This window comes from Streptomyces sp. NRRL S-87, from assembly GCF_000719335.1.
GTDB lineage: Bacteria > Actinomycetota > Actinomycetes > Streptomycetales > Streptomycetaceae > Streptomyces.
Genome location: NZ_JOGB01000006.1, coordinates 85691 through 110523 on the forward strand (window position 1 = coordinate 85691; position 24833 = coordinate 110523).

Annotated in this window: 17 protein-coding genes; 5 read left to right on the top strand and 12 right to left on the bottom strand. The window is 73.9% G+C overall.

The window, feature by feature from the left end; all coding sequences use genetic code 11:
• Positions 1-2 precede the first annotated feature (2 nt).
• A complete protein-coding gene (locus tag IF43_RS0105875; RefSeq protein ID WP_030194854.1) occupies positions 3-1877 on the top strand; it encodes a M64 family metallopeptidase in 1875 nt (624 codons plus the stop codon).
• A gap of 130 nt (positions 1878-2007) precedes the next feature.
• Here IF43_RS0105875 and ligA read toward each other — a convergent pair whose 3' ends face one another.
• Complete coding sequence (gene ligA / locus IF43_RS0105880; protein WP_030194856.1) at positions 2008-4056, bottom strand: NAD-dependent DNA ligase LigA; 2049 nt, start codon at positions 4054-4056, stop codon at positions 2008-2010.
• Positions 4057-4250: 194 nt separating this feature from the next.
• Between ligA and IF43_RS0105885 the strand changes: the two genes are divergently transcribed.
• Positions 4251-4592 (top strand): HopJ type III effector protein, encoded by a 342-nt coding sequence (locus IF43_RS0105885; RefSeq protein ID WP_030194858.1) that lies wholly within the window; start codon positions 4251-4253, stop codon positions 4590-4592.
• Between the two features lie 88 nt (positions 4593-4680).
• Here IF43_RS0105885 and IF43_RS0105890 read toward each other — a convergent pair whose 3' ends face one another.
• The 3 genes from IF43_RS0105890 to IF43_RS0105900 all read right to left on the bottom strand — a co-directional run bounded on the left by IF43_RS0105890 (position 4681) and on the right by IF43_RS0105900 (position 8407).
• A complete protein-coding gene (locus IF43_RS0105890) occupies positions 4681-5406 on the bottom strand; it encodes an SDR family NAD(P)-dependent oxidoreductase (RefSeq protein WP_030194864.1) in 726 nt (241 codons plus the stop codon).
• 109 nt (positions 5407-5515) lie between these two features.
• On the bottom strand, positions 5516-7942 hold the full coding sequence (locus IF43_RS38985; protein WP_158939177.1) for a bifunctional serine/threonine-protein kinase/ABC transporter substrate-binding protein: 2427 nt from the start codon (positions 7940-7942) through the stop codon (positions 5516-5518).
• Positions 7943-8245: 303 nt separating this feature from the next.
• Positions 8246-8407: a hypothetical protein gene (locus tag IF43_RS0105900; protein WP_030194870.1), complete on the bottom strand. Its 162-nt coding sequence runs from the start codon at positions 8405-8407 to the stop codon at positions 8246-8248.
• A gap of 200 nt (positions 8408-8607) precedes the next feature.
• On the opposite strand from IF43_RS0105900, the gene IF43_RS0105905 reads away from it, so the two are divergent.
• Positions 8608-9621: an SPFH domain-containing protein gene (locus tag IF43_RS0105905; RefSeq protein WP_030194873.1), complete on the top strand. Its 1014-nt coding sequence runs from the start codon at positions 8608-8610 to the stop codon at positions 9619-9621.
• Positions 9618-10514: an inorganic polyphosphate kinase gene (locus IF43_RS0105910; RefSeq protein ID WP_030194876.1), complete on the top strand. Its 897-nt coding sequence runs from the start codon at positions 9618-9620 to the stop codon at positions 10512-10514. The genes IF43_RS0105905 and IF43_RS0105910 overlap by 4 nt, the downstream gene beginning before the upstream one ends.
• A gap of 107 nt (positions 10515-10621) precedes the next feature.
• Here the strand turns inward: IF43_RS0105910 and IF43_RS0105915 are convergent, their stop codons facing one another.
• Together IF43_RS0105915 and IF43_RS0105920 are read right to left on the bottom strand one after the other, a co-directional pair.
• A complete protein-coding gene (locus IF43_RS0105915; RefSeq protein ID WP_037887487.1) occupies positions 10622-13741 on the bottom strand; it encodes an acyltransferase family protein in 3120 nt (1039 codons plus the stop codon).
• A 67-nt stretch (positions 13742-13808) separates the two neighbouring features.
• A complete protein-coding gene (locus IF43_RS0105920) occupies positions 13809-15596 on the bottom strand; it encodes a glycosyltransferase family 2 protein (RefSeq protein ID WP_030194882.1) in 1788 nt (595 codons plus the stop codon).
• A 294-nt stretch (positions 15597-15890) separates the two neighbouring features.
• Between IF43_RS0105920 and IF43_RS0105925 the strand changes: the two genes are divergently transcribed.
• Positions 15891-16532: a GNAT family N-acetyltransferase gene (locus IF43_RS0105925; protein ID WP_030194885.1), complete on the top strand. Its 642-nt coding sequence runs from the start codon at positions 15891-15893 to the stop codon at positions 16530-16532.
• Positions 16533-16586: 54 nt separating this feature from the next.
• Here the strand turns inward: IF43_RS0105925 and IF43_RS0105930 are convergent, their stop codons facing one another.
• The 6 genes from IF43_RS0105930 to IF43_RS0105955 are packed head-to-tail and all read right to left on the bottom strand — an operon-like array spanning position 16587 to position 24694.
• Complete coding sequence (locus tag IF43_RS0105930) at positions 16587-17075, bottom strand: isochorismatase family protein (RefSeq protein WP_030194888.1); 489 nt, start codon at positions 17073-17075, stop codon at positions 16587-16589.
• 18 nt (positions 17076-17093) lie between these two features.
• Positions 17094-22097, bottom strand: a complete 5004-nt coding sequence (locus tag IF43_RS36110; RefSeq protein ID WP_037887460.1) for a DUF4056 domain-containing protein — start codon at positions 22095-22097, stop codon at positions 17094-17096.
• A 54-nt stretch (positions 22098-22151) separates the two neighbouring features.
• Positions 22152-22559, bottom strand: coding sequence for a PASTA domain-containing protein (locus IF43_RS0105940; RefSeq protein WP_030194894.1), 408 nt, complete (start codon positions 22557-22559; stop codon positions 22152-22154).
• 7 nt (positions 22560-22566) lie between these two features.
• On the bottom strand, positions 22567-23127 hold the full coding sequence (locus tag IF43_RS0105945; RefSeq protein WP_030194897.1) for a hypothetical protein: 561 nt from the start codon (positions 23125-23127) through the stop codon (positions 22567-22569).
• Positions 23124-23612 carry a hypothetical protein gene (locus IF43_RS0105950; RefSeq protein WP_158939179.1) on the bottom strand — a complete coding sequence of 163 codons (489 nt, stop codon included), beginning with the start codon at positions 23610-23612 and terminating at the stop codon, positions 23124-23126. The genes IF43_RS0105945 and IF43_RS0105950 overlap by 4 nt, the downstream gene beginning before the upstream one ends.
• A 14-nt stretch (positions 23613-23626) precedes the next feature.
• Positions 23627-24694, bottom strand: a complete 1068-nt coding sequence (locus tag IF43_RS0105955; protein WP_030194903.1) for a hypothetical protein — start codon at positions 24692-24694, stop codon at positions 23627-23629.
• Between the last annotated feature and the right edge of the window lie 139 nt (positions 24695-24833).

Here is a 24833-nt window from a genome sequence, read left to right on the forward strand (position 1 = left end):
GGATGAACACCGTGCAGTTCGTCGTGGGAGGGCCGTCGACCGTGAGGAGCGGCTGGACCGTCGCCGTCGTCTCGGAGGGGTACACCCAGGCCGAGCTGAACGCCGGCGTGTTCGACATCGACGCGGTCACGTTCGTCATCGAGCTCCTGTCCACCGTGCCGTTCAGCGATCGCGGCCTCCGTCCCCTGATCAACGTCGTACAGGTGAGCGTGCCCTCGACGAACACCGGCAACAAGATCAAGCTGCTCAGGCCGGCCCCCGACCACTCGGAGTTCGGCACGATGTTCGGTGCCCTGTTCGGCCGCGACATCTACGAGAACCCGGTGACCGGCGCGAAGGAGCAGATCGAGCGGAGCCTGTGGGGCGACGGCAAGGCGGTGCAGGACTTCGTGCGGGCCCGGCCGGGCCTGGACGGGGTGAACAACTTCCTGGTCATCGTCAACAACACGGAGCTCGACGGCGGCTCGGCGCACGAGGGCGTCGGCTGGACCACCAAACGCGATCGCGACTGGGCGCAGGTGGCCGTCCACGAGCTGGGGCACCAGGCATTCGTCCTGGAGGACGAGTACCAGTACGACCATCACGAGCTGACGGATCCCCCTCGCCGCCACAGCAGCACCGAGCCCACACAGCGCAACGTCACCACCCGCACCGACGTGCGGACGATGAAGTGGGCGGACGACCTCACGCTCGCGCAGACCCAGGTCCCCTCGACCGTGGTGACCGCCCCCTGTACCCGCGACCACCGGGTCAGGCAGGACGGGCCACCGATCCCGGCCGGTGCCGTGGGCGCCTTCGAGGGGGCCGCCCACTACGACTGCGGCATCTACCGGCCCTCGCTGACCTGCAAGATGAGGCATCACCGAGACCCCTTCTGCCGCGTCTGCGAGCGGATCGTCCGCGTCGACCTCGGCCACCTGATGGTCACGCAGGGAGGCGGGGCGACGGCGCCGGCGGGTGAGTGGACGCACGTGCAGAACTTCATGGTGGGGCCGCGTGCCCGCCTGCTCTCGTACCACATGACCACCGGCGCGTACGCGATCTCGAGGCCCGAGCGGTACTACCTGGACCCCGCCCGGCGGCCGGACGGCACACCGGCCCTCGACCCGGCGCATCCCGCCGCGGGCACCGGGACGATCGGGTCGGGCTGGACGTGGCTCGTCCCGTTCGAGTCGAACGGGTCGCTGAACTACCTGGCGTACCAGTCGGGTTCCGGACGCACGGCGCTCTTCCGGACGAGCGCGGCCCGGGACGCGCTGGCCCCTGCCTGGGAAGGGCCTCCCGGCGGCCCGTTCCACTCGCACGTCGTCACAACCCTCCTGGACGGGGCCCCGCACTTCGTCGGCTACGACACCTTCACCGGGGAGGCGTCGCTGTACCGCATCGACGACCCCGCCGCGGAACCCGTGTTCGTCCGGACCATGCAGTGGGGCGCGGGGCACACCGCGGTGGTGACCGTGCCGGCGGACGGCGACGCGTACGTGGTGACGTACCGTCTGCAGAGCGGCGAAGTGATGATCAGGCGCCTGACGCCCGCCGGCTTCACGATGGCCTTCGCCTCGCCGTCGCGCTTCTGGCAGACGAACGTCACCCACCTCGCGCTGCTGGACTGCGGCGGTCGTCCGTACCTCGTCCGCTACTCCGACCTCGTGAAGGCCGGGTCCGTCGTCCACATGAGGACGGGAGGCAGCGGCCTCGACTTCGTCTGCAACCTGACCTTTCCGCCCGAGGCCGCCGCGCTGTCCCTGTTCGGCGTGGGCGCGCCGGCGCTCGGCAGGACGAGGATCCCGGAGCCGGGAGACCTGTTGGGCGACGACTTCTTCTTCTACGACGCCGAGCACCGGACGCTGCGGGTCGATCCGTTGACCGTCCACTGACCCCGCGGGGAAACGGGAGAACCGGTCGTCGTACGGGCCGGCGGGTACGTGCACGACGCGCGACTCCCCGTTCGCCGTCGGCCAGGACGGTCGACAGTGCCCCGAGTCGACGGCGGGCGGGCGGCGACGGCTACGGGGTGGGGAGGAGGTCGGCGACGAGGGCGGCGAACTCCTCGGGGTCGAGGATGCGGATGCCGAGTTCTTCGGCCTTGGTGCGCTTGGAGCCGGCCTTCTCGCCCGCCACCAGGAGGGTGGTGCGCCGGGACACCGACGACGAGGCCTTGCCGCCGGCCCGCTCGATCAGCTCGTTCATCTCGTTGCGGGACAGCGCCGCGAGGGCACCGGTCATGGAGCCGGTCACCACGACGGCCTGCCCCGCCAGCGGGCCGCCCGCCCGGGCCCCGTCGTCGTCCGCGCCGGTCGCGGGCTTCTGCGGCTCGGTGACCTGGATGCCGACCTGCTGGGCCGCGAGCTTGTCGAGGAGCGGGGCGAGTTCGACGAGTTCGGCCGCGATCACGCGGGCCTTCTCGGTGCCGATGCCGTCGACCCCGGCCAGCGTGTCCGCGTCGGCGGCGCGGATCGCGGCCATGGAGCCGAAGTGCGCGGCGATCCTGCGGGACATCGTGCGCCCGGTGCCGCGGACTCCGAGGGCGCAGAACACGCGGCTCAGTGCGGCCCCACGGGCGGTCTCGATCGCGGCCAGGAGGTTCGTGGCGCTGGTCTCGCCCATCCGCTCCAGACCGAGGAGCTGTTCGCGGGTCAGCGTGAACAGGTCGGCGACGTCCTCGACCAGACCGGCCTCCACCAGCTGGATCGCGCGAGTGCCGCCGAGGCCTTCGATGTCGAGCTGGTCGCGGCCGGCGGCGTAGACCACCGAGGCCACGGCCTGACAGCTCCGGCCGCGCACGCACCGCCACCGCTGCTCGGAGGTGTCGATCGCGTCGCCGCAGCGGGGGCACGCCTCGGGGAAGGCGATCGGGCTCTCGGCGCCGGTGCGCCGGTCGACCAGCGGTGCCTCGACCCGGGGGATCACGTCACCGGCCCGGTACACGAACACCTGGTCGCCGATCATGAGCCCGCGACGGGTGATGTCGGACGGATTGTGGAGCGTGGCGTAGGTGACCGTCACGCCGTCGATGACCACGGGCTCCAGGACGGCGCGCGGGGCGATGATCCCGGTGCGGCCGACGTTCCACTCCACCGCCAGCAGGCGCGTCACCTTGTGCTCGGCCGCCAGTTTCCGGGCCACCGCCCATCTCGGGGCGCGGGAGCCGTTGCCGGCCCGCCGCTGGTCCTCGGCCGCATCGGCCTTGACGACGACACCGTCGATCCCGAAGGGCAGGTCCGCGCGCAGAGCGGCGACCTCGTCGACGCGTTCCTGCACCTGTTCCACGGTCTCGCACCGCATCGGGGCGGCGGCCGTACTCGCGGCCGTGTGCGCGCCGAGCGCGGCCAGGGCCTCCAGGAGGGCGAGGTGGCCGAGGTCGTCCAGGCCGATCGCCCCGTAGGCGAAGAACGTCAACTCGACCCGGTACGGGCGGTCCTTGGCCCGCAGGGTCCCGGCCGCGCCGCTGCGCGGGTGCGCGAAGGGCGCGGCCTGGTGGGCGAGCCGGATCCGGTTGGCCTCCTCGAACTGGGCGGTCGTCAGCAGCACCTCGCCGCGCAGCTCGACGTCGACCGGCTCGGTGAGGACCGGTGGCAGACCGAGGACGGCGTCGGCGGCGTGGGTGATGTCCTCACCGGCCAGGCCGTCGCCCCGGGTGAGGAGCTGAACGAGCCGGCCGCCCCGGTACCGGGCGGCCACCGCGAGGCCGTCGAGCTTGGGCTCCACGCACCAGCCGGCCACCGGGTGCCCGAGGCGCCGTTCCAGCCCGGCGGCCCATTCGGCGAGCTCGTCGGCGTCGAAGACGTTGTCGAGGGAAAGCATCGGAACCGAGTGCGGCACGTCTCCCTGGACGGCCCCGCCCGCGACCTTCCCGGTCGGCGACTCGGCGAGCACCTCATCGGGGTGGGCCTCCTCGTAGGCTGCGATGGCGCGCACCAGGCCGTCGTACTCGTCGTCGCCGAGCGGGGTGGTCCCGTCGCCGTAGTAGGCGGCCGACGCCGCCACGGCGGTGGTCACGGCCTCCACGTAGGCGGCGGGAGAGAGCAGGACACTGTTTTCGGTCATGAAGGTCATCATCGCCCCCCGCACTGACAACGCACCGCGGCCGGACCCTGCCCCCGGCGGGGCGCGGGGTCGCACGCCGTGGCCTGCGGAGATGTCGCGCGTTCCGACGCGTGGACGATGCCCACCGGCCGACGACGAGGGGGGTATGGTCGTCCGGTCACGGACGGCAACCGGATCGTCTGCTCAACCCCGAGGAAACCCACATGACCGATCTCGACCCGCTGCGGGCAAGCCTTGCGTCAGGTGAGCACGAGTTCGCCGACACCCTGGCCTTCGTCGCCGCGCACTACGCGTACCAGCCGCGGGCGTTCCGCAACGGGGAGCTGGAGAACGCCGCGGGCGAGAACGAGGGGTCGTGCAAGACGCTGGGGCTGGCCCTGCTGGAAGGGCTGAGCGACCAGGAGGCGCTGCTGGCGTTCGGTGAGCACTACCGCAGTGTGCTGGCCACGCCGGACGGCACCGATCACGGCAACATCCGCAACCTCATGGCCCACGGCCTGGCCGGGGTGAGCTTCACCGGGCAGCCGCTGACGCGCAGGAGCTGAACGGCGCCGGCACCGGCGGCGGGGTGGGCCGCCGCTCCCCCCGACCGGTTTCGGGCTGCGGTGCCGCGAGGTCAGGGACCCGGCCGGGTCAGAGCTCCGTGTCCGTCTCCTCGGCCAGTGTCCGCAGGAGCCGGTCCTGGAACGCCTCGTCGTGCACGGCGGGGTGCGGCTCACGGCGCCGCTGGTGGTACCAGTACCCGCCGCTCGTCAGGGCCGGCGCGTCATCGGCGACGGCGAGCCATTCCTGGGTGCGGTGCCCGAGGTCGAGGTCGTCCGGCGCGTGCGGTCCTCCCATCCTGGTCGGCACCCAGCCGGGGTCCACCGCGTTGCTCAGCACGTGCGGGCGCAACCGGGCCACGGCGGCTGCGAGCGCCGTGACGAACAGCTTGCTGGCGGCGTACGAACCGGCGCTCGTGCCCTCCCAGTCGACCCCGTCGAGACGGGGACGCCCGCCGAAGTGGGAGCCGCTGCTGAGGTACACGAGCCGGCCGGGGGTGGGCAGGAGGGCCGTGAGCAGGTACGGCGCGACGACGTTGACCGGTATGACGGCCGGCCCCCGGTAGACGCCGGCGTTGTGGATGACCGCGTCGAGCGGGGGTCCGTCGTTCAGCTCGGCCGCGATGGTCCGTACGGCGGCGCGTTCGGTGAGGTCGCCGACGACGAGGTCCGCCCCGCGGTCCACCAGCTCCCGGAGGGCCTGCGCGCGCTGCCGGTTGCGGGCGTGCGCCACGACCTCGTGTCCTCGGGCCAGCAGCGCCTGCGCCGCGGCCCGCCCGAGACCGTCCGCGGAGCCGGTCACCAGGATCCGGCTCATGCCCGTCTCCTTCCGTCCGGGACCCCAGCCTCGGAGTGGCCGCGGTCCGCGGCAAGCGGTGCTGCTCCGACCGGCCCCGCGGCGGGCGGGAAGGTCCGCCCGGGCGGCTTCAGCGGGCGGCCGGTCCGCTCGTCACGGCCGTCCAGCTGCCGCCGGTCACCGTGTACACCGTCAGCCGACGGTTGACCGTGTCGCCGCTCCGGTCGAAGGCGACGCGGCCCGTGACCCCGTCGAAGCCCAGCCGGCCCACGGCCGGGGGGACCTGCGCCCGGGCGTCGCCCGGGAGAGTGCCGCCGTTCGCCGCCACGACCGCCCGCACGGCCTCGATGAGGGCCCAGGTCGCGTCGTACGCGTAGGGCCCGTACCAGCCGGCCGCTTCCGGGTATCCCGCCTTCCGGTACCGGGTGAGGAAGTCCCGCCCCGCCGCCGTTTCCCCGGCGGCGACGCCGATGTTGGTCGCGAGGTCACCCTCGGCCTCGCGGTTCGTCGTGAGGTACTGCTGGTCGAAGATGCCGTCGCCCCCCATGAGGGGGATGTCCACCCCCGCCTCCTTGAGCTGCTGGGACAGCGGCGCCGCCGTGTCGTAGTAGCCGCCGAAGTACACGGCGTCGGCTCCCGAGGACCGCACCCGGGCGGCGAGGCCCGCGAAGGCGCGTTCCGCGGGATCGACCCGCTCGGTTCCGACGACGCTGCCGCCGAGCTTCGTGAACTCGGCGGTGAGCCCGGAGGTGAGGGCGGTGCCGTGGGCGCTCCCGTCGTCCACCACGTACAGCTTGGTCCTCTTCGCCTCGTCGTGCAGGTAGCGGGCGGCGAAGGGGCCCTGGTCGACGTCCGTCGCGACGGTGCGGAAGTAGGTGGAGGAGGGGCGGGACGTGGTCCCGGCGGCCCAGTCGGGGCCCAGCGTCAGCACGGGGTCGGTGTTGCCCGGTGACACGACGGCCACGTTCGCCCGCGTGAGCGGCGCCACCAGGGTCTTGGCGACGACGGAGTTCAGGGGGCCGACCACTCCCAGGACCTTCTCGTCGGAGACGAACCGGGCGGCGTTGGACGGGCCCTTGGCCGGGTCGGCCCCGTCGTCCAGGGCCTTGATCTCGAACGTCACCCCGGGGACGCGCCCGGTCTCGTTGGCGGTCCGGACCGCCAGCTCGGCCGCGTTCCTGATGCCGACGCCCATGGCGGACAGGCCGCCGCTGAGCGGCGCGTCGACCCCGATCACCACGGTGGCCGTGGACGCCGCCGCCCCGTTGCCGGCCGCCCTGCCGCCCCGAGGCGCGTCGTCGTCGCGGGTGAGGGTCCAGGTGAGCACGGATGCCGTGGCGAGCGTCGCCAGAACCGTGGCCAGGACCGCCGAACGCCGGGCGGGGTGCCGGCGTCGGGCCGACGCCCGCTCGCCGTCCTCGGTCCCGTTCGGGGCGGTGCTCGCGCCGGGTCCCCCGGGTGGGGCCTCGGGGACGGGCGGGGCGGTCGGCCGGTCCGGCACGGGGCGGGGTGGAGTGCCCGCGCCGGAGCCGGAGTCCAGGACGGTCGGGGTCCGCGGCGACGGTGTCGTGGGGGGCTGCTGCTCCTGGCCCGCCGGGGTGGGGGCGGGGGTCGGGGCGGGGGTCGGCGTCCCGTCGGGTGTCGGGAGGGGCGTCGCCCGCGGGTCGGGAGTACGCGGCGAGGTGGGCCCGGGCCCGTGTCCCGTCCCGGCGGAGGTGCGGGGTCCGGGCGTGGCGGACCGCAGCACCGATGCCAGCATCTCGGCTGCTTCGCCGGCGCCGACGCGCTGCGCCGGGTCCTTGGTGAGGAGCGCGTCCAGTACGGGCGCGAGTGAGCCGGCGCGGACCGCCGGCCGGTGCGGTCGGGTGAAGACGGCCACGGCGAGGGCGTGGAGTCCCTCCGCGTCGAACGGCGGGTGCCCCTCGACGGCGTGGTAGAGGGTCGCGCCGAGTGCCCACAGGTCGTTGGCGGGGGTCGGGCGCCTGCCCTCCAGCTGTTCCGGCGGCATGTAGTGGGGCGTGCCGATGACGCTCCCGCTCCGGCTCAGCCTGGTGGCGGTGTCCGCGAGGTGGGCGATGCCGAAGTCGGTCAGGACGACGCGGTCCTTGGTCAGGAGGACGTTGTCCGGCTTGATGTCACGGTGGACGATGCCCGCGCCGTGCGCCTCGGCCAGCGCATCGAGCACGGCGGCGCCGATCTCGGCCACCCGCCGCACGGTGAGATGCCCGTCGCGGCGGATGACGGCGGCCAGGGACTGCCCGCGGACCAGCTCCATCACGATGACGGGGACGCCGTTGTGCTCCACGACGTCATGGATGGTGATGATCCCCGGGTGGCTGAGCGTGACCGCTGCGCGGGCCTCGCCGACGAACCGGCGGACCAGCGCGGCGCGGTCGGCGTCGTCCATGCCTGGCGGAAAAAGGATCTCCTTGACCGCGACCTCACGTCCGAAGAGGTGCTGGTCGAGGCCGCGCCACACCCGGCCCATGCCGCCCTGGCCGATGCGTTCCACCAGCTGGTACCGGCCGGCGATGAGTTCGGGTTGCTGCTCCGTCACGCGCACACTCTAGGTCCTGCTGAGCCGGTCGGGTGACGGAAGCGTGGCTTGATCGCATCGGTTGTCGGGCCCCGCCTGCGCGCCCGGCGCGGGCCGGTGTCCCCCACTTCCGGCCCGCGCCGGTCCCGTTCGATCGCGTGTCGACCCTGCCGATGCCGCCGTCGAGGGGGCCTGCACCCCGGAGCCCGTCAGGTCCTCGGCCGCGGGGTGGCTGGCGGGGAGGCGGCGGATCCAGATGTCGTCGTCATGAACGCGCGGTCCTTTCTCGGCGGTTCTGCCCGGGTGGTGTCCACGCTGCCGCGGCTACCACCGGTACCAGCGGCCGTTGCTGCCCGCGGGGCGGGCGATGAAGCCCAGCAGCCAGAGGACGAGGACCGCGACGGCGACCCACCACAGAACCTTCACGGCGAAGCCGACGCCGAAGAGGATCAGCGCGAGGAGGAGAACGAGGAGCAGCGGGACCATGTCTGTGAACCTCCTTGGGCTCGTGGCCCGGTAGCGGAAGAACGACTGCGTCGTCATGGCGCTCGCCTGCCCAGGATCCGCGGGTTGACTCATCGTCCGTCCTACCGGGCGGCCATGGCCCCGGACCCTTCCCCTTTTCGTCCCCTTGACGATATCGATACTCCCGATTATCGTCACACTGACGAAACAGGGGGTCCTCCATGGCCGACATCACCCGGCGCTTCGGCTGGCGCCATCTGCGCTCCGCGCCCACCGCCCACATCCGCCACCACAAGCGCGGTCGGCTCGTCCACGACGGCCGAGGGCTCAGCTTCTGGTACCGGTCGCTGTCGGCGGCGCTGTCCGAAGTGCCCGTCGACGACCGGGAGCTGGCCATGGCCTTCCACGCCCGTACGTCCGACTTCCAGGACGTCACCGTGCAGGCCACCGTCACCTACCGGATCAGCGATCCGGCCGAGGCGGCGGACCGGCTCGACTTCTCCGTCGACCCGGACACCGGCAGCTGGCGCGGCGCCCCCTTGGAGCAGATCTCCACCCTCCTCACCGAGACCGCGCAGCAGCACGCGCTGGACGTGCTGGCCCGGACCCCGTTGGCCGTCGCCCTGGTGGACGGCGTCGCCTCCGTACGGAAGAGCGTCGCCACCGGTCTCGCCGCCGAACCCAGGCTCCCGGCCACCGGCCTCGACGTGGTGGCCGTACGCGTCGTCGCGATCCGGCCCGAGGCCGAGGTGGAGCGCGCCCTGCGCACCCCGGCCCGCGAGCAGATCCAGCAGGAGGCGGACCGGGCCACGTACGAACGGCGGGCCGTCGCCGTCGAGCGCGAGCGGGCGATCGCCGAGAACGAGCTGGCCAGTCAGATCGAACTGGCCCGGCGCGAGGAGCAGTTGGTCGAGCAGCGCGGTGTCAACGCGCGTCGCGAGGCCGAGGAGAAGGCAGCGGCCGACAGCGTACGGACCGAGGCCGAGGCGGCGCGCAAGGTCCGCCTGGCCCGCGCGGACGCCGAGGCGGCACGCGCGACGGGATCGGCCCGCGCCGAGGCCCAGGCCGCCTGGCTGCAGGTGCACGGCGAAGCCGGCCCGGGCACGTTGTACGCCCTGGCGGCGACCCGGCTGGCGGAGAACCTGCCGCGGGTCGAGAGCATCACGCTGTCCCCGGACGTCCTCACCGGCCTCCTCAGCAGGCTCGGGCGCCCCGGATCCGGAGCCGACGCGTGAGCCTGGCCCCGCGCGCGGTGCTCGTGCACCGCAGGACCGAGTACGAGGAACTGATCGACCGGCACGGCACGCACGGGCAGGCCGCGTTCTTCCTCTCCAGCCGTGGCCGCTCGATCGAGGAGGTGGTCGACCGCCACGGCCGGACCCGGCAGGCGCTGCGGGAGGTGGCGGCGGCGGTACCCCTCACCTGGCGCAGCTCCCAGGTGGAGCGGGCGGACCTGGACCGCTTCCTCTTCGCGCCGGAGGACGTGGTGGTCGTGGTCGGGCAGGACGGCCTGGTCGCCAACACCGCGAAGTACCTCACCGGACAGCCGGTGGTCGGCATCGACACCGACCCGGGGCGCAACCCCGGGATCCTGGTCCGTCACCGCTGCGCCGACACGGCCGCCCTGCTGCGCGCCGCGACCGCCGGGGGGCGGACGGAGGACCTGACCATGGTCGAGGCCGTCGCCGACGACACCCAGCGCCTGCTCGCGCTCAACGAGATCTACCTGGGCCCGCCCGGCCATCAGACGGTCCGCTACCGCCTGGGACCCGACGGCGAGCAGGGCCCGGGCGAGGCCCAGGCGTCCTCCGGGGTGCTCGTCGGCACCGGCACCGGAGCCACCGGTTGGCTGCGCTCCCTGTGGCTGGAGCGCGGCAGCACCGCACCACTTCCCGCACCGTGCGACCGCCGGCTCCTGTGGTTCGTGCGCGAGGCCTGGCCGTCGCCCGCCACCGGGACCTCCAGGGTGACCGGCCAGTTGGAGCGGGACCAGGGGCTGCGACTGACCGTGGAGTCGGACCGGATCGTGGTCTTCGGCGACGGGATGGAGGCCGATGCGCTGCACCTGACCTGGGGCCAGAGCGTACGACTGGGCATCGCGGCGACGTCCCTGCGCCTGCTGACCTGACTCCTCCACCCCTGTCCCGCCCCTCCACCCGGCCACCCCGTGGGCCGCGAGCCCGAGCCGCCACAGCCACTGCGACAGGCCCGGACCGGATGACCGCCCGTCAGCGGTCACTGAGGGGCGGCCGCCTTCCGTACGGCGACCGTGACGTGGTCGACGCGCAGCGGGTGGCCCGGTTCGGTGGCGGGTCCGGGCGTGGCGCCGTCGGCGTGCGGCAGGCCGCCCCCGACGGCCACGTCGAGGATCAGGAACAGGCCGTGGTCGATCGCCCGCCGCCAGGTCTCGGCGGGCAGCTGCCGGGCCGTGACCCGGTGGTGGACCCTGCCGTCCAGGTACCAGCGCACCTCCTCGGCGCCGGGCGACCGGTCGACCTCGACGGCGTACGTGTGGAAGGCCGTGCGGCAGGCGGAGCAGGGCTGCGGGCCCGAGCCCAGGCCCGCCGGCTCCCGGCAGGGGCCGCCGGCGGCGACCCCGCAGTGCATGGTCCCGAAGACGGTGGCGCGGCCGTTGACGGCCTCCATGACGTCCAGCTCGCCGATGGCCGGCCAGCCGGTGTAGCCGTTGCGCAGCGGGGCGCCGAGGGTCCAGAACGCGGGCCAGTATCCCGCCGCCTTCGCGCCGGTGACGTCCGGTAGCGCGAGCGACGCCGCCACGCGCAGGACGCCGCCGGGCGGTGCCGCGAAGTCCGAGCGCCGGGTCTCGATGCGCCCCGAACTCCAGCGGCCGTCCCTGCGGGTGGGGACGATCTCCAGGACTCCCCTGCCGTCCAGGCGGACGTTGTCGGTCGAGTCGGTCATCGTCTCGACCTCGCCGGTGCCCCACTGCGGTGCCGGGCAGCCCGGGTAGCAGGTCCCGACGTCGTGGACCCAGTTCGCGGCCGAGGGCGGGCTGCCCGCCGGGCCGTCGAAGTCGTCCTGCAGCAGGCGGATCCAGCCGTCCGGGCCGGGCCGCCCCCCGGCGCCGGTACCCGGGCCGGTGCCGCCGGCCGTACCTGGCCCCGGCGGCGTGTCCGGCGTGCCGGCCGGGCCCGCGGCCGGCAGCACGCCGGACTCCGTCAGGAGCCGTTCCCACCGGGGTGTCAGGACGACCGCCGCCGCGTTCGTCAGGTGGGAGTCGTCCCGGTAGAGCAGGATGCGGTCCACGACGGCCGGGCAGGTCGGGCCGCTTCCCGGGCACAGCACCGGGTTGACGCTGATGCTGCGTACGCCGGGGAGGGCGCCCGACGCGATCCGGCGGGCCAGCGGATCGGGCTGCCGGGAGTCCGCCCGGCTGAACGCGCAGTCGCCCGGGGAGTCCGGGCTGCCCGAGACGCACGCCGGGATGTCCGTGCCCGGCACCGGGGTGTCCTCGACGTAGACGATCGGCGCGCCGAGCGCCCGCAGCGGGGCGAGCGTCGTCTCCCAGCCGGCCAGCAGGCGCTGCGGGTCGGCGGTGTACCGGTTGAGCGAGCCGATGACGATCAGCCGGGGCCGGGGCCCGGTGCGCAGCCGCTCCAGGGTGTCCGCCCGCCAGGTGTCGCACTCCCGGTAGCCGCGGCCCAGTTGCGGGTTGCGGACCGCGAGCTGCGGCAGCGGGCAGCCCTGCTTGACGAACTCCTGGAGCGCCCAGCCGCGGCGGGCGGCCAGGGCCAGCAGCGGCGAGAACCACTGGCCGGCGTGCGAATCGCCGAGCAGCACGATCCGGTCGGGGCTGGTCACGTTCCCGAACAGGCACTGCGGGCTGCGGGTCACGGCCGGCGCGACCTCGCAGGCGCCGTCCGGGGGGAAGTCCCCGCGGGCCTGTGCGGGTCCCGGCAGCACCGGGCCGTCGGCGAGGGGCACCCCCGGGGTGCGGGCCAGCAGCGACGGGCCGGAGGCGGCGCCGGGCGGCAGCCCCGCGGGGTCGACCGCGGCGCCCGGACCCAGCTGCCGCACCGCCGTACTGCCCACGACCAGCGCCAGCACGATCGGGAACACGACGGCCGAGACGCCGACCGACAGTCCGCGCCGCGGGTGCGCGGACACGGTGCGGCTGCGCCGCAGCGGTCGCTCGACCCAGCGCGTCGTGGCGTACGCGGGCAGCACCGCGGCCAGCGTCAGCACCGTCTTCACCGGCCAGCCCAGCGGGCCGCCGGGCGGGGCGCCGAGCGCTTCCCCGAACCGCGACCCGGCCAGCACCAGCACCGGCCAGTGCCACAGGTACAGGGTGTACGAGAGGCGGCCGAGGGCCCGCGGAGCCCGGTGGGCCAGGATCCGTCCGATGCCGAACCGCCCGCCGTGCGCGAAGCGTTCGCCGCGGCCGGGTATCGCCGCGAGGATCACGGCCGCGGCGCCCGCCGTCGGCACCAGCGCCGCCCGACCCGGGTACGGGGTCGAGGAGTCGTAGGCCGCCACGCACCACACGATCGCCGCGGCGCCGGCCCAGCCGCACAGGAGCCGCAGGGGGCGCGGGCCGGGCACGAGGTGCCAGGGCAGCAGCGCCAGCAGGGCACCGACGCCGAACTGCCAGGCCCGTGACGGGGTGCCGAGGTAGGCGAGCGAGGCCGAGTGGTCGGTCCAGTGGACGGCGATCGTGCACGACACGACGGCCAGCAGGGCCGCGGCCGGGGCGACCAGCAGCCGGACGGTGCGCCCGCGGCGGACGGCCCGCGCCGTGCCGAAGAGCAGCACCAGCAGGGCCGTGAGCGGTCCCCAGACCAGGTAGAACTGCTCCTCGACGGCGAGGGACCAGAAGTGCAGCAGCGGACTCTGGGCGCATCCGGCCTCGAGGTAGTCGGTCCGCTGGGCCACGAACCGCCAGTTGGCCGCGGACAGGGCGCTCGCCAGGACGTCCTGTTCGAGGTCGGCGCGCTGGAGCGGCACGGTGAGCCAGGCGCCGGCCGCGGCGACCGCGGCGAGGACGACGGCGGCGGACGGCAGCAGCCGGCGGGCGCGGCGGGAGAAGAAGTCGCCGAGCCGGATCCGACCGGTGGCGATCGCCTCGCGGACCAGCAGGCCGGTGATCAGGTACCCGGAGATGACGAAGAAGACGTCCACGCCGACGAACCCGCCTGCCGCGCCGGGGAGTCCGGCGTGGAAGGCGAGCACGGAGAGCAGCGCGACCGCGCGCAGGCCCTCGATGTCGGGCCGGAACGCGGAGCGGTGCGGGCTCGGTCCGGACTCCGTTCCGGAACCTGGTGGGGCCGGCGTCACGTCGACGGGCGGCGTCGCGGCCACGGGGCCGCGCGGGCCGGGTGCCACGGGGAAAGCCATGGTCATGAGGCCTTTCGGTGATGCGGGATCGATTCTTCTCGATCGCCTGGAGGCGACCCGGCCGGTCTCAGCCCAGCCACGGGAGCATCGGGTCCACCCAGCCGGACGCCAGCAGCCCGGTGAGCAGGAGGACGGCGGAGGCGGCGACGGTCTCGGGCCAGCGGCGCGGCAGCACGCCCGTACGCGGACGCGGTGCCGTCGGCGTACGGCCGGCCGGCGCGCGCCGCAGTCGGCCGACCGGCCCGGACGCGCCGATCACCCCGGCCGCCTCGGGGTCCGGAGCTAGCGAGGTGGCCCCGGACACCGGGGACGTCCGGGACGTGCGGGACGCCCCGCGGTGCAGTTCGACCGCCAGGTCGCGGACCAGCGGCCCGTTGATCTGGCACTGCACCGACAGGTAGAGCAGCAGGCCCCAGTTCGGCTCCCAGCCGTTGCGGGCGACGGCCAGCGCGAGACCGACCGCGGCAGCGCCGTTCGACGCGACGAGCCAGAGCAGGGAGACACCCGCCACCCGGCGGGCCATGCCGCCGCGGGCGCCCCTGCCGCGCACCCCGGTGGGCACCCAGGCGGCGCTGCGCCCGCGCAGCGTGTGCAGGAAGGCGGTCGCGGCCGCCACGCTGGTCAGGACGTTGGCGCGGATGACCTCCACCCGCCAGCGGGTGCGGCTGATCCGGGGCAGCAGCACGTGCCACAGCCACAGGGGTGCGAGCAGCGGCAGCACGTGCCAGGGGCGGATGTGGTCCGGGTACCAGAACATCATCACCAGCGGCGGCAGCGGGGCCGCGAAGGTGTTCACGGCGGTGGTGAGGTAGCCGACGACGCCCTCGTAGAAGCAGAGCCGCATCCGCCAGGGGGCGCGCATCTGCCGCAGCACCGGGGTGCCGATCAGGTGCAGGTTGCCCATGGCCCACCGGTACTGCTGGTTGACGAAGGCGGTGAGCTCGTCGGGCGAGGTGCCCTTGGCGACGAGCACCGGCACGTACAGGGTGCGGAACCCCCGGGCGTGCAGGGCGAGTCCGGTGTACAGGTCCTCGCTGTGGTCGAGCCGGGCGAAGCCTCCGGCGGCGTCGATGGCGGTCCGCCGGTAGACGGCGTTGCTGCCGCAGCAGATGGCGGCGTCGCTCGCGTCGCGGGACGGCTGGATCCAACGGAAGAACCACTCCTGGGCGGCGCCGGCGGCGCGCTCGATCCAGCCCATGGCCTCGTCGGTGTCGAACCACTGCGGGCTCTGCACGATGCCTACGCCGGGGTCGGCGAGGTACGGAACGAGATGGTGCAGGAAGTCGGGCCGGGGCGCGAAGTCGGCGTCGAGGATGGCGATGAGGTCGGCACTGCTGAGCGTGAGCGCGTGGTTGAGGTTGCCGGCCTTCTTGAGGTGGCCGCGGTCGGGGCGTACGACGTACTCGTAGCCGTACGAGTCCGCCAGCGCCGCGACGTCGGGCCGGTCGGCGTCGTCCAGGACCCACACGGTCAGCTCGCCCGGCCAGGCGACGGCCGCGACGGCACGGTAGGCGTTGGCGAGGACCGGGAGCGGTTCGCCGCAGGTCGGCAGGTAGAGGTCGACGCTCGGCGCCCGTACGGGCTGCCAGGCGTGGACGAGGACCTCGTGGGACCGGCGGGTCAGGCGGCGCTGGCGGAGGTTGTTGACGGAGGAGAGGACCAGGGCGACGAGGTTGAGCCCCAGGACCGCCAGGAACGCCCACAGCGCGGGTGTGCGCAGGGCGAAGGCGAGCATGGTCGCCGCCGTGAAGACGAAGGCGAGCGAGCTGCCGACGAGGACCCAGCGCCGCTGCGGGCCGAAGTACCGGTAGAGCTCGTCGTCGGACGGTGGTTGCGGAAGATGGTGCACGGTCATGGAGCCCCCCACGGCTGAATTGCTTGCGCGCCCCTGCTGAGGTCCCACAGTAGCTTCAGAGGTATAGACCATTCGCCGAAGAAGGGGTCGAGGGCGGAAATCGGACACCGGTTTGGCGAGACCCGACCGGTCCCGTCTCCGTATGAAATGCGCAGGTCACAGCCGTATGAACGGCGTACGAAGGAGGCGTCCTCCCCAGGTGGCGCGCCGGCGTACCGCCGGGCCCGCCAGCCGCCCCGCCGGCGGATGATGTAATGACCCCAACGTGCAGCAGCTTGTTACATAGGGGGAAGCGTGACTGAGGACCGGCTCGTCAGTTCGGTGAAGCGGTGGATCGACGGGTGGACCGTCTCACGCGGCGCCGCCGATCCGGTCGAGGAACCGTGGGGGTGGACCGTCGCCGTAGGACTGTCGAAGGAGGTCGCCCGGCACGTCCTGCCCCTGCCCGAGGAGGCCGATGTCCGCGCGCTCGCCGCCGGCGCGCCGCCGGGCACCTGGCTCAAGCTCTTCGCCCCGGCCGACCTGGTGCGGCCCTGGGCGGGGGACGAGTGGGAGACGGGCATCGCCGGATTCCTGATGACCCTGCCGCTGGCCCCGGCACCCGTCGGGCCCCCGCCGGCCGGGTACACCGTGACGAGTTGGAGCAGGGGCGGGGTGCTCAAGGTCCTCGTCCGCGCCGAGGACGGTCGGCTGGCCGCGAGGGGCCAGGCGGGCCTGGCCGGCCGCACCGCCGTGGCGGATCAGATCGAGACCGCGCCGGACCAGCGGCGCAGGGGCCTGGGCTCCCTGGTCATGCGGACGCTGCAGCACGCCGCGTGGGAGGCGGGCGCGCGGGACGGGGTACTGGTGGGCACGCCCGACGGAAGGGCCCTGTACGAGGCTCTGGGCTGGACGCTCCGCTCACCCATGACGAGCCTGAGCCGCCGGGCGGACTGAGGGCGAACGGGAGCGGCGGCCGACGCGGCAGGCACGCGCCGCCCGCCGCAGTCGTCAGCAGTAGTCGGCGGTGTTCCGCACCTCGCCGAAGCGGGGGAAGCTCCGCTCCACGGTGAACTCGTGCTCGTCCGCGGCCAGTCCGGACATCGCGTCGGCCACGAACTCCAGCTCGTAACCGTGGTCGGCCGCGGCCCGTGCGGTGGATTCGACACCCATCGTGGTGACCAGCCCGGCGACCACCACGGTGTCCACACCGCGCTTGCGCAACTGCTCGTCCAGGTCGGTGCCGTAGAACGCCCCGACGGTGCGCTTGACCACCACGATGTCGCCGTCCTGCACCAGGTCGTCGGCGAAGTCGCTGCCCGGCGGCTGTTCGGCGACGTTCGGGCGCTCCACCCGGACCAGCACGACCGGTCGGCCGTCGGCCCGGAAGGACGCGGCCAACGCGCGGCAGCGCACGAGCACTTCGTCACCGGAGTGCGGTGCCAGAGGGAGGGCGATGATGCGCGGCATCAGGTCGACGAGGATCAGTGCGGAGGTCATGGCCACGATCGTAGGCCGTCAGGGGGTGGCGAAGTCGGGTCCGTACTGTGTGCGCGCCGCCGTCTTGATCTTGGCGATCGCCGTCCCGAAGTCGGCCCGGGACACCCCGCCCGGGTGGGTGTAGTCGTACGTGGCGGTGAGCTTGAAGGGTCTGACCACGAACGCGGGCGTGGGCGCATCGCTCTTGTGTCCCGCCTTCCACGGTACGGAGCTGAAGTTGCGCCGCTTGAGGAAGCACGCGTCCGTGAAGGACAGCGTCGAGTCGACCCACCGCCCCGAGATCTTCGCGAAGGCGGCCCGCGTCTCGGTGTCCGACTGGCCGTCGAGGGACAGGAGCAGGGCGGCGACCTGGCGTTCGGCCTCGGCGACGAAGGGGCCGCCCGCCTTCAGGGTGCGCTCGGCGACCAGCGTGCCGAGGTAGTTGGAGCACAGGTCCTCCGGCGAGAAGGAGGAGTTGTGCCGCCCGACCATCCACGGCCGGCCGCACGCGCCGGCTCCGAGGGGGTAGGTGACGATCTCGTGCGCCAGGGCGTCGTCGTAGGCGATGGACCGCGCCAGCTCCATCCACTCCGTGCGCGGAGCGTCGGAGGTCAGGACCGCCTCCCCGCCCTCCGCCGTGCCGACCTTGGTGCCCTTGCGGCCGCCGGCACGGTGGATCTCCTGGTAGGCGAAGGCCGTGCCGTCGCAGGTGTCCCAGAGGTGGCCGAGGTCCACGAAACCGGCCTTGCCCGTGTACACCGTCCTCGGGGTGCGGTCGGCGTGGTCGCCGAAGGTGCTCACACCCGCGAGCGAGCCCGACTCGAGCATGCAGCACGGCCGGGTCACCGGACGGGCCGCGGACATGGGCGGGCTCGGCGGGGCGGTGACGGGGGCGAGTCCGGCATCGAGGGCCGCCCAGGTGTGCGGCCCGATCTCGCCGTCCTGCTCCCCGGGCTTGCCGGGGAAGGCCATCCGCTGGAACGCCAGCACCACGTCGTGCGTGTGCTTCGCGAACTGGCAGTCGTCGACCAGGGGCGCGCCGGGGATCCCCGGCCGGCCGGCCGCCACCTCGTCGGCGTGGATCGCGTTGAGGCGGCGCTGCGCCGCGCGCACCGCCGTGTGCTCGGAACCACGCTTCAGCAGCCGCGGGCGGGCGGCGGGAGGTACGGGCACGTCGGGGCAGGGCCCGACCGCTTCGCCGTACTCCGCCTCCGCCTCCGCCTGCGCCAGCAGGCCGCTCAGCCCACCGGGCCCGATCATGTTCGCCTCACTCTCCGCCGCTTCCGTGCCGATGAACACGGCCAGTTGCGCAACGTCCTCGGGGGTCACCGGGGGCCGGCCGCAGGAAGCCCGCCAGGCCGCTCCCACCCGGAAGGCGGCGAGCAGCCCGGACTGCAACGCCCCCTCCATGTAGCCGAAGAAGCCCGGTGAGGCCTGCTCACCGGCGAAGAACAACCGTCCCGCGTAGGAGCCGCTCAGGTTCTTCGCCACCGTGGTGACCTGGTTCTTGCCGGGGACCGAGTAACCGGTGCGGATGAAGGGCTCCTTGGGCCAGTCGGCCATCAGGGTCTTCTTCAACTCGGCCGGGTAGCGCGGGTAGAGCAGGGGCAACCGCGCCTGGTACTTCGTGGGGTCCAGCACGTAGCCGCCGCCGGAGTACACCGTCAGGCACCGGCCCGCAGGCGGCGTGTGCTGGTTGTCGGTGCCCTCCCACACGCTGCCGAGCTGGTCCCAGAGCGCCGTCGGGGCCAGCCCGTCCTTGGTCCAGATGTCGTCGTCGAACGTGCTGAGGAACTTCACGCAGGGCCCGTGCTGCATGGTGTAGTCGGCCGGTACGAAGGGCGTGTGGCCGGTGACCGTCGGCCAGACGGCCGGCGGGGCGGCCATGATCGCGTAATCGAAGTCGGCGGTCGCGGCCCTCCCGCCCGACAGGGAGGTGACACGGATCCCGCCGGTCCGCGCCTCCACGGCGGTGACCTCGGTGTCGAGCCGGATGCCCGTCAGGCTCCCCGCGAGCGCGGCCGCGAGCCTGTCGTTGCCGCCCTGGCAGCGACGGGTCTCGGTGAGGCTCCAGTAGGCGAGCATGTCCCCGAAATAGGAGTGGGCCTTCACCGCGGCCAGGAAGCCGAGGTAGCTCTGGTCCGCCACCGGCACGCACTGGTCGTTCTCCGTCACGAACTCGAAGAAGTGCCGGGCCGGAGAGGAGGCCCGGCCGAACATGTCCGTGTCGTCGAGCCGGTCCGACAGCGACATGGCGTCCAGTTTCGCCGCGTCCCGGCTGGTCCAGGGGCGCCGGGCGTCGACCGCGCGGGCCTCCGCGCCGATCCTGCGCAGCACCGGCCGGAGGTCCGCCGCGAGCTTCTTCTGCTCGGGTTCCGTGAGGTCGTGGCTGCCGAACCGCAGGCGCACCTCGAGCGGCGGCTTCATGCGGCCGTAGTCTTCCTTGCTGGTGATCTTCTCCAGGGTGAGGCCGAAGGCCTTGGCCAGGGCCCGCCATGCCACGTGGTTCTCGCCGATCAGCTCTGCGCCGGCCTCGAGGACCTTGCCGGGGATCAGGGACCGGTCGGTGCGCACCCTGCCGCCGAGCTCTTTGGCCGCCTCGAACAGGGTGACCTGGACGCCGGCCGCGGTCAGCCACCAGGCCGCCGCGAGCCCGGCGAAACCGCCGCCGATCACTGCGACCTTCATCCTGGACGGGGCGCAGGGGTCGGCCGGGAGGGTGATCGGCACTTTGAGGGCCGCTTCGAGCGCGGCCCAGGTCCTGGGGCCGATCCGCCCGTCGTGCTCCCTCGGCCGGTCGGGAAAGACCCGCCTCTGGAAGTCGAGGACGGCGGCGTACGTGCGGTCGCCGAACGCGCAGTCCACCACCAGCGGGACGTACGGCAACCCCAGCCGCCCGGAGCGGAGTTCGCGTGCCCCGAAGGCGTTGAGGAGGCGTTGCGCGTCGCCCACCGCGGGGTGCCGCGACCCGGTCCGGAGCACGGCCGGCCGCGCGCCGGCGGCCACGGGCTCCCCACAGCCGGGCACCGCGGCCGGGCCGGCCGCTTCCGACATCGGCTCCGGCAGACGTCGCGCCGTCGGATCGGGCTCCGGCTCCGGCACGGGCTGCGGCTGCGCCATGCGCGCGAGGTCGGGTGCGGGGCACGGGCCGGCGGCCTGGGCGGGCAGGAGGGGTACTCCCGGCGCCGCGGGCCCGGCCCCGGGCGCGCGGACCGCGGCGACCGCACGGTCGGTCCGCAGGTAGCCGCTGCCCACCCGGCGCGGGTCGACGCCCGGTCCGGGCGGTTCGCAACCGGCCAGCAGCGCCCGGCGGGTCTCCTCGATGGCCAGCGGGCGGCCGGCCGCCTGGAACATGAGCGCCACGGTGCCGGTCACCGCGGGGGCGGCCATGGACGTACCCGACATCCGCACGTACGCCGGGCCGCCCGCGCCGTCGCGCGGCCGTGACCTCGCGCCGGTGACCCGCACGCCCGGCGCCGCGAGGTCGGGCTTCTGGCGTCCGTCGCGCGTCGGACCGCAGGAGGAGAACGGTGCCGGCGGCCGGCCTTCGTCGTGGGCGTCGTACGCACCGACCGTGAGCGTGCGGAAGCCGTTGGCCAGGGTGCCGAGCGTGGTGTCGGTGTCGACGTCGGCGTCACCGAAGTGCGCCTGGCAACTGCGGCAGCCGCCGTCGCGCTCGATCCAGGCGTGCACCCGGCCGTCGACCACGTCGTCGGCGCGCAGGGTGACGTCCCAGCCGGTCACGTGGGGGGCGGGGTCCAGGAAGAGGGCGATCTGGTGGTCGCCGTTGTTGGGGTCGCAGGCCCGGTGGTGGATGCGCCCGGTCTCCCGGCCCCCGATCCGTACCGCGCCGCGGCCGCCCAGCGGTACCGACTGCCGGTGGGCGCCGTCCGCGGTGGCCACGGTGACGGTCAGCCGGTCCCGGCCGGGGTACCAGATGTCGACCTGGTTGGCGGTCCGGTCGGCGGGGTCCACCTCGACGCGGAAGGTCCGCTCCTCCCCCGGGCGCAGCCGCCAGGAGGCGTGCGTGCGGCGCTGGAAGTAGTTGCCGCAACTCAGCACGATCGCACGGCCCTTCGCCGTGCCGACCAGGTGGTCGAGGGCCTGGTCCAGCAGTTGGCGGCCGGTGTGCTCGCCGGCGTGCCGGCCCAGGCTCAGGTTGATGACGCACGGGCGGTCCCCCGCCGTCTCGAAGATCATCGCGCAGGCGTCGAGGATGTCGCCGGAACTGCCCAGTGGCACGCCCCCCGTTCCGGCCCGGCCGGGCAGGCTGACGGCGACGATCGCGGCCTCCGGCGCGACACCCGGCGGCCCCCCGGCCAGGCCTCCGCCGGCCGCGATGCTCAGGGTGTGGGTGCCGTGCGCGCCGGATCCGTGGTCGAAGTCGGCGGGGTGGTACCCCAGGGCGCGGTACGGGTCGGGCCGGCGCAGGGCCGCGTCGAGGTGGGCGGAGGTGAACAGCCGTCCGGTGCCGCTCGGGCCGGGCAGGCCCCGGATCCGGCCGTGATCCCCGGGACCTCCGGGATCTCCGGGATCTCCGGGATGGGCCGGATACCCGGGATCCCAGGCCCGGTGCCCGGGGTTCCAGGCCGGGTGCCCGGGGTCCCGGTGGTCCACCGGGCGCTGGTCCCAGAGCGCCAGTAGCCGTGACGTCCCGTCCGGACGGCGGAAGTCGGGGTGGGCGAAGTCGATGCCCCAGTCGGCGATGCCGATGACGACCCCGCGACCGGTCTCGGCCGGCTGCGGCCCCCGGTGCCGGTGCTCGACCGCCCCGGCCCCCGTCGGGGCCGCGCGGTGCGGGGCGTCGTGCTCCGGTGCCTCGACGTCCGGGGCGTACAGGTGCGGCGCCTTGACACTGAGGGTCCCGGGGTCGGCCCACAGGTCCGGGATGTCCCTGCGGCGCACCCGGACCGTGGCGATGTCACCGAAGGTGTTGACGACCCGCACCGACGCGGGTGGCCGCTGCGGATCCCGCAACCGCACGATGACGCCGACCTCGTCGTCGGGGCCGTGGCGGGCCAACTCGTACAGCGCCGGATCCATCCTCGGCCGCTCCGATCGCTAGGACTTTCCCGATCGCCAGGACTTTCCCGGTCTCTAGGGCTTGCCCGGCGAGGCCGGGGGGCGGGACGGTACGACCCCCTTGAGCTCACCCAGCTTCTTGAGCAGGTCCTCGTAGCGCTTCTTCGCCTCGGCCTCGGTCTCCAGTGACCTGACCGCTTCGGTCAGCTCCACCAGCCGGCGGTCGAGGTCGACGGGGCTGGGCGCCGTGGAGATCACGTGAACGGTCACCGTCGAGCCCGCCTCGACGATCGCACCGGCAGAGGGGTCGAGGCGGAAGACGGTGTCCTTGGCGCCCTCGGTGATGATCTCGTGGAACTGGGGGACCAGTCCGAGTGTCCTGAGCCGCTGCTCGGCCTCGCCGCGCTTGCGTCCCATCAGGTCGGGGACGCCCACCTGGCCGCCGGTCTGACCCGTGGCGGGTCCGAAGGTCAACGTGTCCATCTGCGCCTCACTTCTTGGTCAGCATCGACAGGAGGAGCAGGTTCGTCATCATGTCGCCGCCGAGTCCGCCCTTGCCGGCGTCGCCCCCGCTCATGCCGGGCATGAGGAGCAGCAGCGGCAGGAGGGTGGAGAACTGGTTCTGCGACTGCGTGACCACCTTGACCTGCTTGCTGCCGACGGAGGCGTCCACCGACTCCTGGGTGAGCATCGGCAGGAGCAGGGTGAGCATCTTGGTCTGCTGGAGGTCCGCCCGGATCACGTCCGAGCCCTTCTTGCGCTCCTCGGCCTCCTTGCGGACGGTCGCGGCCAGCCGGTTCTGGCTGGCGGTGAGCGAATCGGTGCGTGCCTCCAGGGACTTGACCGCGTTGCCCAGGGTCTCGATCTTGCTGTCCAGGTTGCGGACGCTGCTCTGCACCTGGCTCTGGCTCGCGGGCGCCGGCGTATGTCTCGGTGTGAAGCTGCTGCGCCGGGAGGGCGTTCGCATGCTGCGGCGGCCCGGGGAGCCCTCGTCGAACTCGTCGAAGTCGAGGCCGTCCAGCAGGGTGTCGAGCTCGTCGTACCCGCTCATGGGTGGGTCCTTTCGCGCGGGGGTGGTGGTTCGGTGGGACGGGTGGGGGGAACACGCCGGTGGAGGCGGGCGTGTACGGCGACCGCGGGGCGTACCAGGCGGGCGAAGAGGGCCGGCTCCGGGGTGGTGAAGCCGGGCGCGCCCCGCCCGCGGCACCAGCGGCAGGTGTGCTCCGCGCCGAAGCAGGCGGGGCAGGCGCCGAGCGCGGCCGCCAGGTCGTCCAGCAGCTCGTACGCGGCGTCCCGTTGGGCGGTGAGCTCGGCAACGTGCCGGCGGACCGCCGCGGCCCGCTCCTCACGGCCTGCGAGCCGCCGGGCGTCCTCGGCCGCCCGGCGCTCGGCCTCCTCGGCCTCCGCCAGTTCCTGCTGCAACCGCGCCTCGCGCTCGCCGAGCAGCTGGGCCAGTTGGGCCGCGGGGCTGTCCGCGGCGATCCGGCCATCGGCGGCCGCGTCCCCCGAGAAGTGGCGCTGCAACATCTCGAGCATCTGCGGCGACACGGTCACCGGGTGTTGACCAGATCGTAGAACCGGGCCTCGAAGTCCTCGGCGTCCGTCAGGGCGTCGTCGTACGCGGCGTCGTCGTACGCGGCGTCCTCGTACGCGGCGTCCTCGCCGAACTGGTCGTCGCGGGACAGGTGGTAGTAGTCCGACTCGTCGTACTCGTATCCCGACTCGGACTCGGACTCGTCGAACTCGGAACCGTCGAAGGGGAACTCGTCGTGGCCGGGGTCCGCGAGGGGCGCCCCGTCGGAGCCGGAGTGGTCGTCACGGCCGTGCGCGCCGGTGTCGCCGGCGCCGGCGAAGCGCGTGCTCCGCGCGTTCCCCCCGCAGCCGCACCCGCCGCCCGGTGCCGGACCCCCGGGGCCGTGCCCCTCGGACTCGGCGAGCAGGCGCAGGAGACCACCAGCCCGCTCCTCGCCCTCGGCCCCCTCGGCCCGGCCGACGGACTCCGTCCACTCCGCACCGGCTTGCCGGGCCAGTGCGCCGAGCAGGCCCGCGAAGGTTCCGGCCCGCACCGGGACGCCCTGCTGCCCCACGGCCACGGGGGCCGTGCTGCCGGAGGCGAGCGCGGCCAGCGCCCGGGTCCACTCGGGCCGGCCGAGCAGGGCCAACAGCGCGGAGGTGGCGGAGCCCGCGCCTGCCGTCGCCGGGCCCGGGAGGCCGGGGGGCGTTCCGCCACGGCCGGCGAGCATGCCCGCGGCGCCCAGGGCACTACCGGTTCCGGCGCCCACGCCGCGGCCCTCACGGCCCCCGTACTGCTGGAGCGCCGACCCCGTACCACCGAGCAACGCGCCGCCGAGCGCCCCGAAGGGACCGAGGGCACTGCCTGCCGCGGCCCCGCGGAGGATGCCCGGACCGGCCGCCGAGGCGACTCTGCCGACCTGCCTGGCCGCCTTCTCCAGGGTCCTGCCGAGGCCGCCGAAGAATTCCTCGTACTCGGCGGGCGTGCCCTCCCCGAACGCGTCAGCGAAGGCCTCCTCCAACTCCCGGTCGGAGAGCCCGGAGTACCGGGGGTCGAGGACCTCGCGCAACTGCGGGTAGTAGGTGCCCGCGTAGGATTCCGTCATACGGACCTCCGTTCGCACCGGCCTGCGCGACAGGCCGACGTTCCCAAGGGAGCACGCGGCCGATGCGCCGTGCCACCGGACACGCCGCGCACCCCCCGGCACGCCCCGCAAGGCCGCCTCCGACCGGGCTACGGCGCCT

Coding starts and splice junctions, on each gene's coding strand:
- IF43_RS0105885 (WP_030194858.1), top strand. CDS start 4,251: ATGACCGATCTCGACCCGCTGCGGGCAAGCCTTGCGTCAGGTGAGCAC.
- IF43_RS0105950 (WP_158939179.1), bottom strand. CDS start 23,612: ATGCTCGAGATGTTGCAGCGCCACTTCTCGGGGGACGCGGCCGCCGAT.
- IF43_RS0105940 (WP_030194894.1), bottom strand. CDS start 22,559: ATGGACACGTTGACCTTCGGACCCGCCACGGGTCAGACCGGCGGCCAG.
- IF43_RS0105955 (WP_030194903.1), bottom strand. CDS start 24,694: ATGACGGAATCCTACGCGGGCACCTACTACCCGCAGTTGCGCGAGGTC.
- ligA (WP_030194856.1), bottom strand. CDS start 4,056: ATGACCTTCATGACCGAAAACAGTGTCCTGCTCTCTCCCGCCGCCTAC.
- IF43_RS0105905 (WP_030194873.1), top strand. CDS start 8,608: ATGGCCGACATCACCCGGCGCTTCGGCTGGCGCCATCTGCGCTCCGCG.
- IF43_RS0105920 (WP_030194882.1), bottom strand. CDS start 15,596: ATGACCGTGCACCATCTTCCGCAACCACCGTCCGACGACGAGCTCTAC.
- IF43_RS0105890 (WP_030194864.1), bottom strand. CDS start 5,406: ATGAGCCGGATCCTGGTGACCGGCTCCGCGGACGGTCTCGGGCGGGCC.
- IF43_RS0105875 (WP_030194854.1), top strand. CDS start 3: ATGAACACCGTGCAGTTCGTCGTGGGAGGGCCGTCGACCGTGAGGAGC.
- IF43_RS0105915 (WP_037887487.1), bottom strand. CDS start 13,741: ATGGCTTTCCCCGTGGCACCCGGCCCGCGCGGCCCCGTGGCCGCGACG.
- IF43_RS0105930 (WP_030194888.1), bottom strand. CDS start 17,075: ATGACCTCCGCACTGATCCTCGTCGACCTGATGCCGCGCATCATCGCC.
- IF43_RS0105945 (WP_030194897.1), bottom strand. CDS start 23,127: ATGAGCGGGTACGACGAGCTCGACACCCTGCTGGACGGCCTCGACTTC.
- IF43_RS0105900 (WP_030194870.1), bottom strand. CDS start 8,407: ATGGTCCCGCTGCTCCTCGTTCTCCTCCTCGCGCTGATCCTCTTCGGC.
- IF43_RS36110 (WP_037887460.1), bottom strand. CDS start 22,097: ATGGATCCGGCGCTGTACGAGTTGGCCCGCCACGGCCCCGACGACGAG.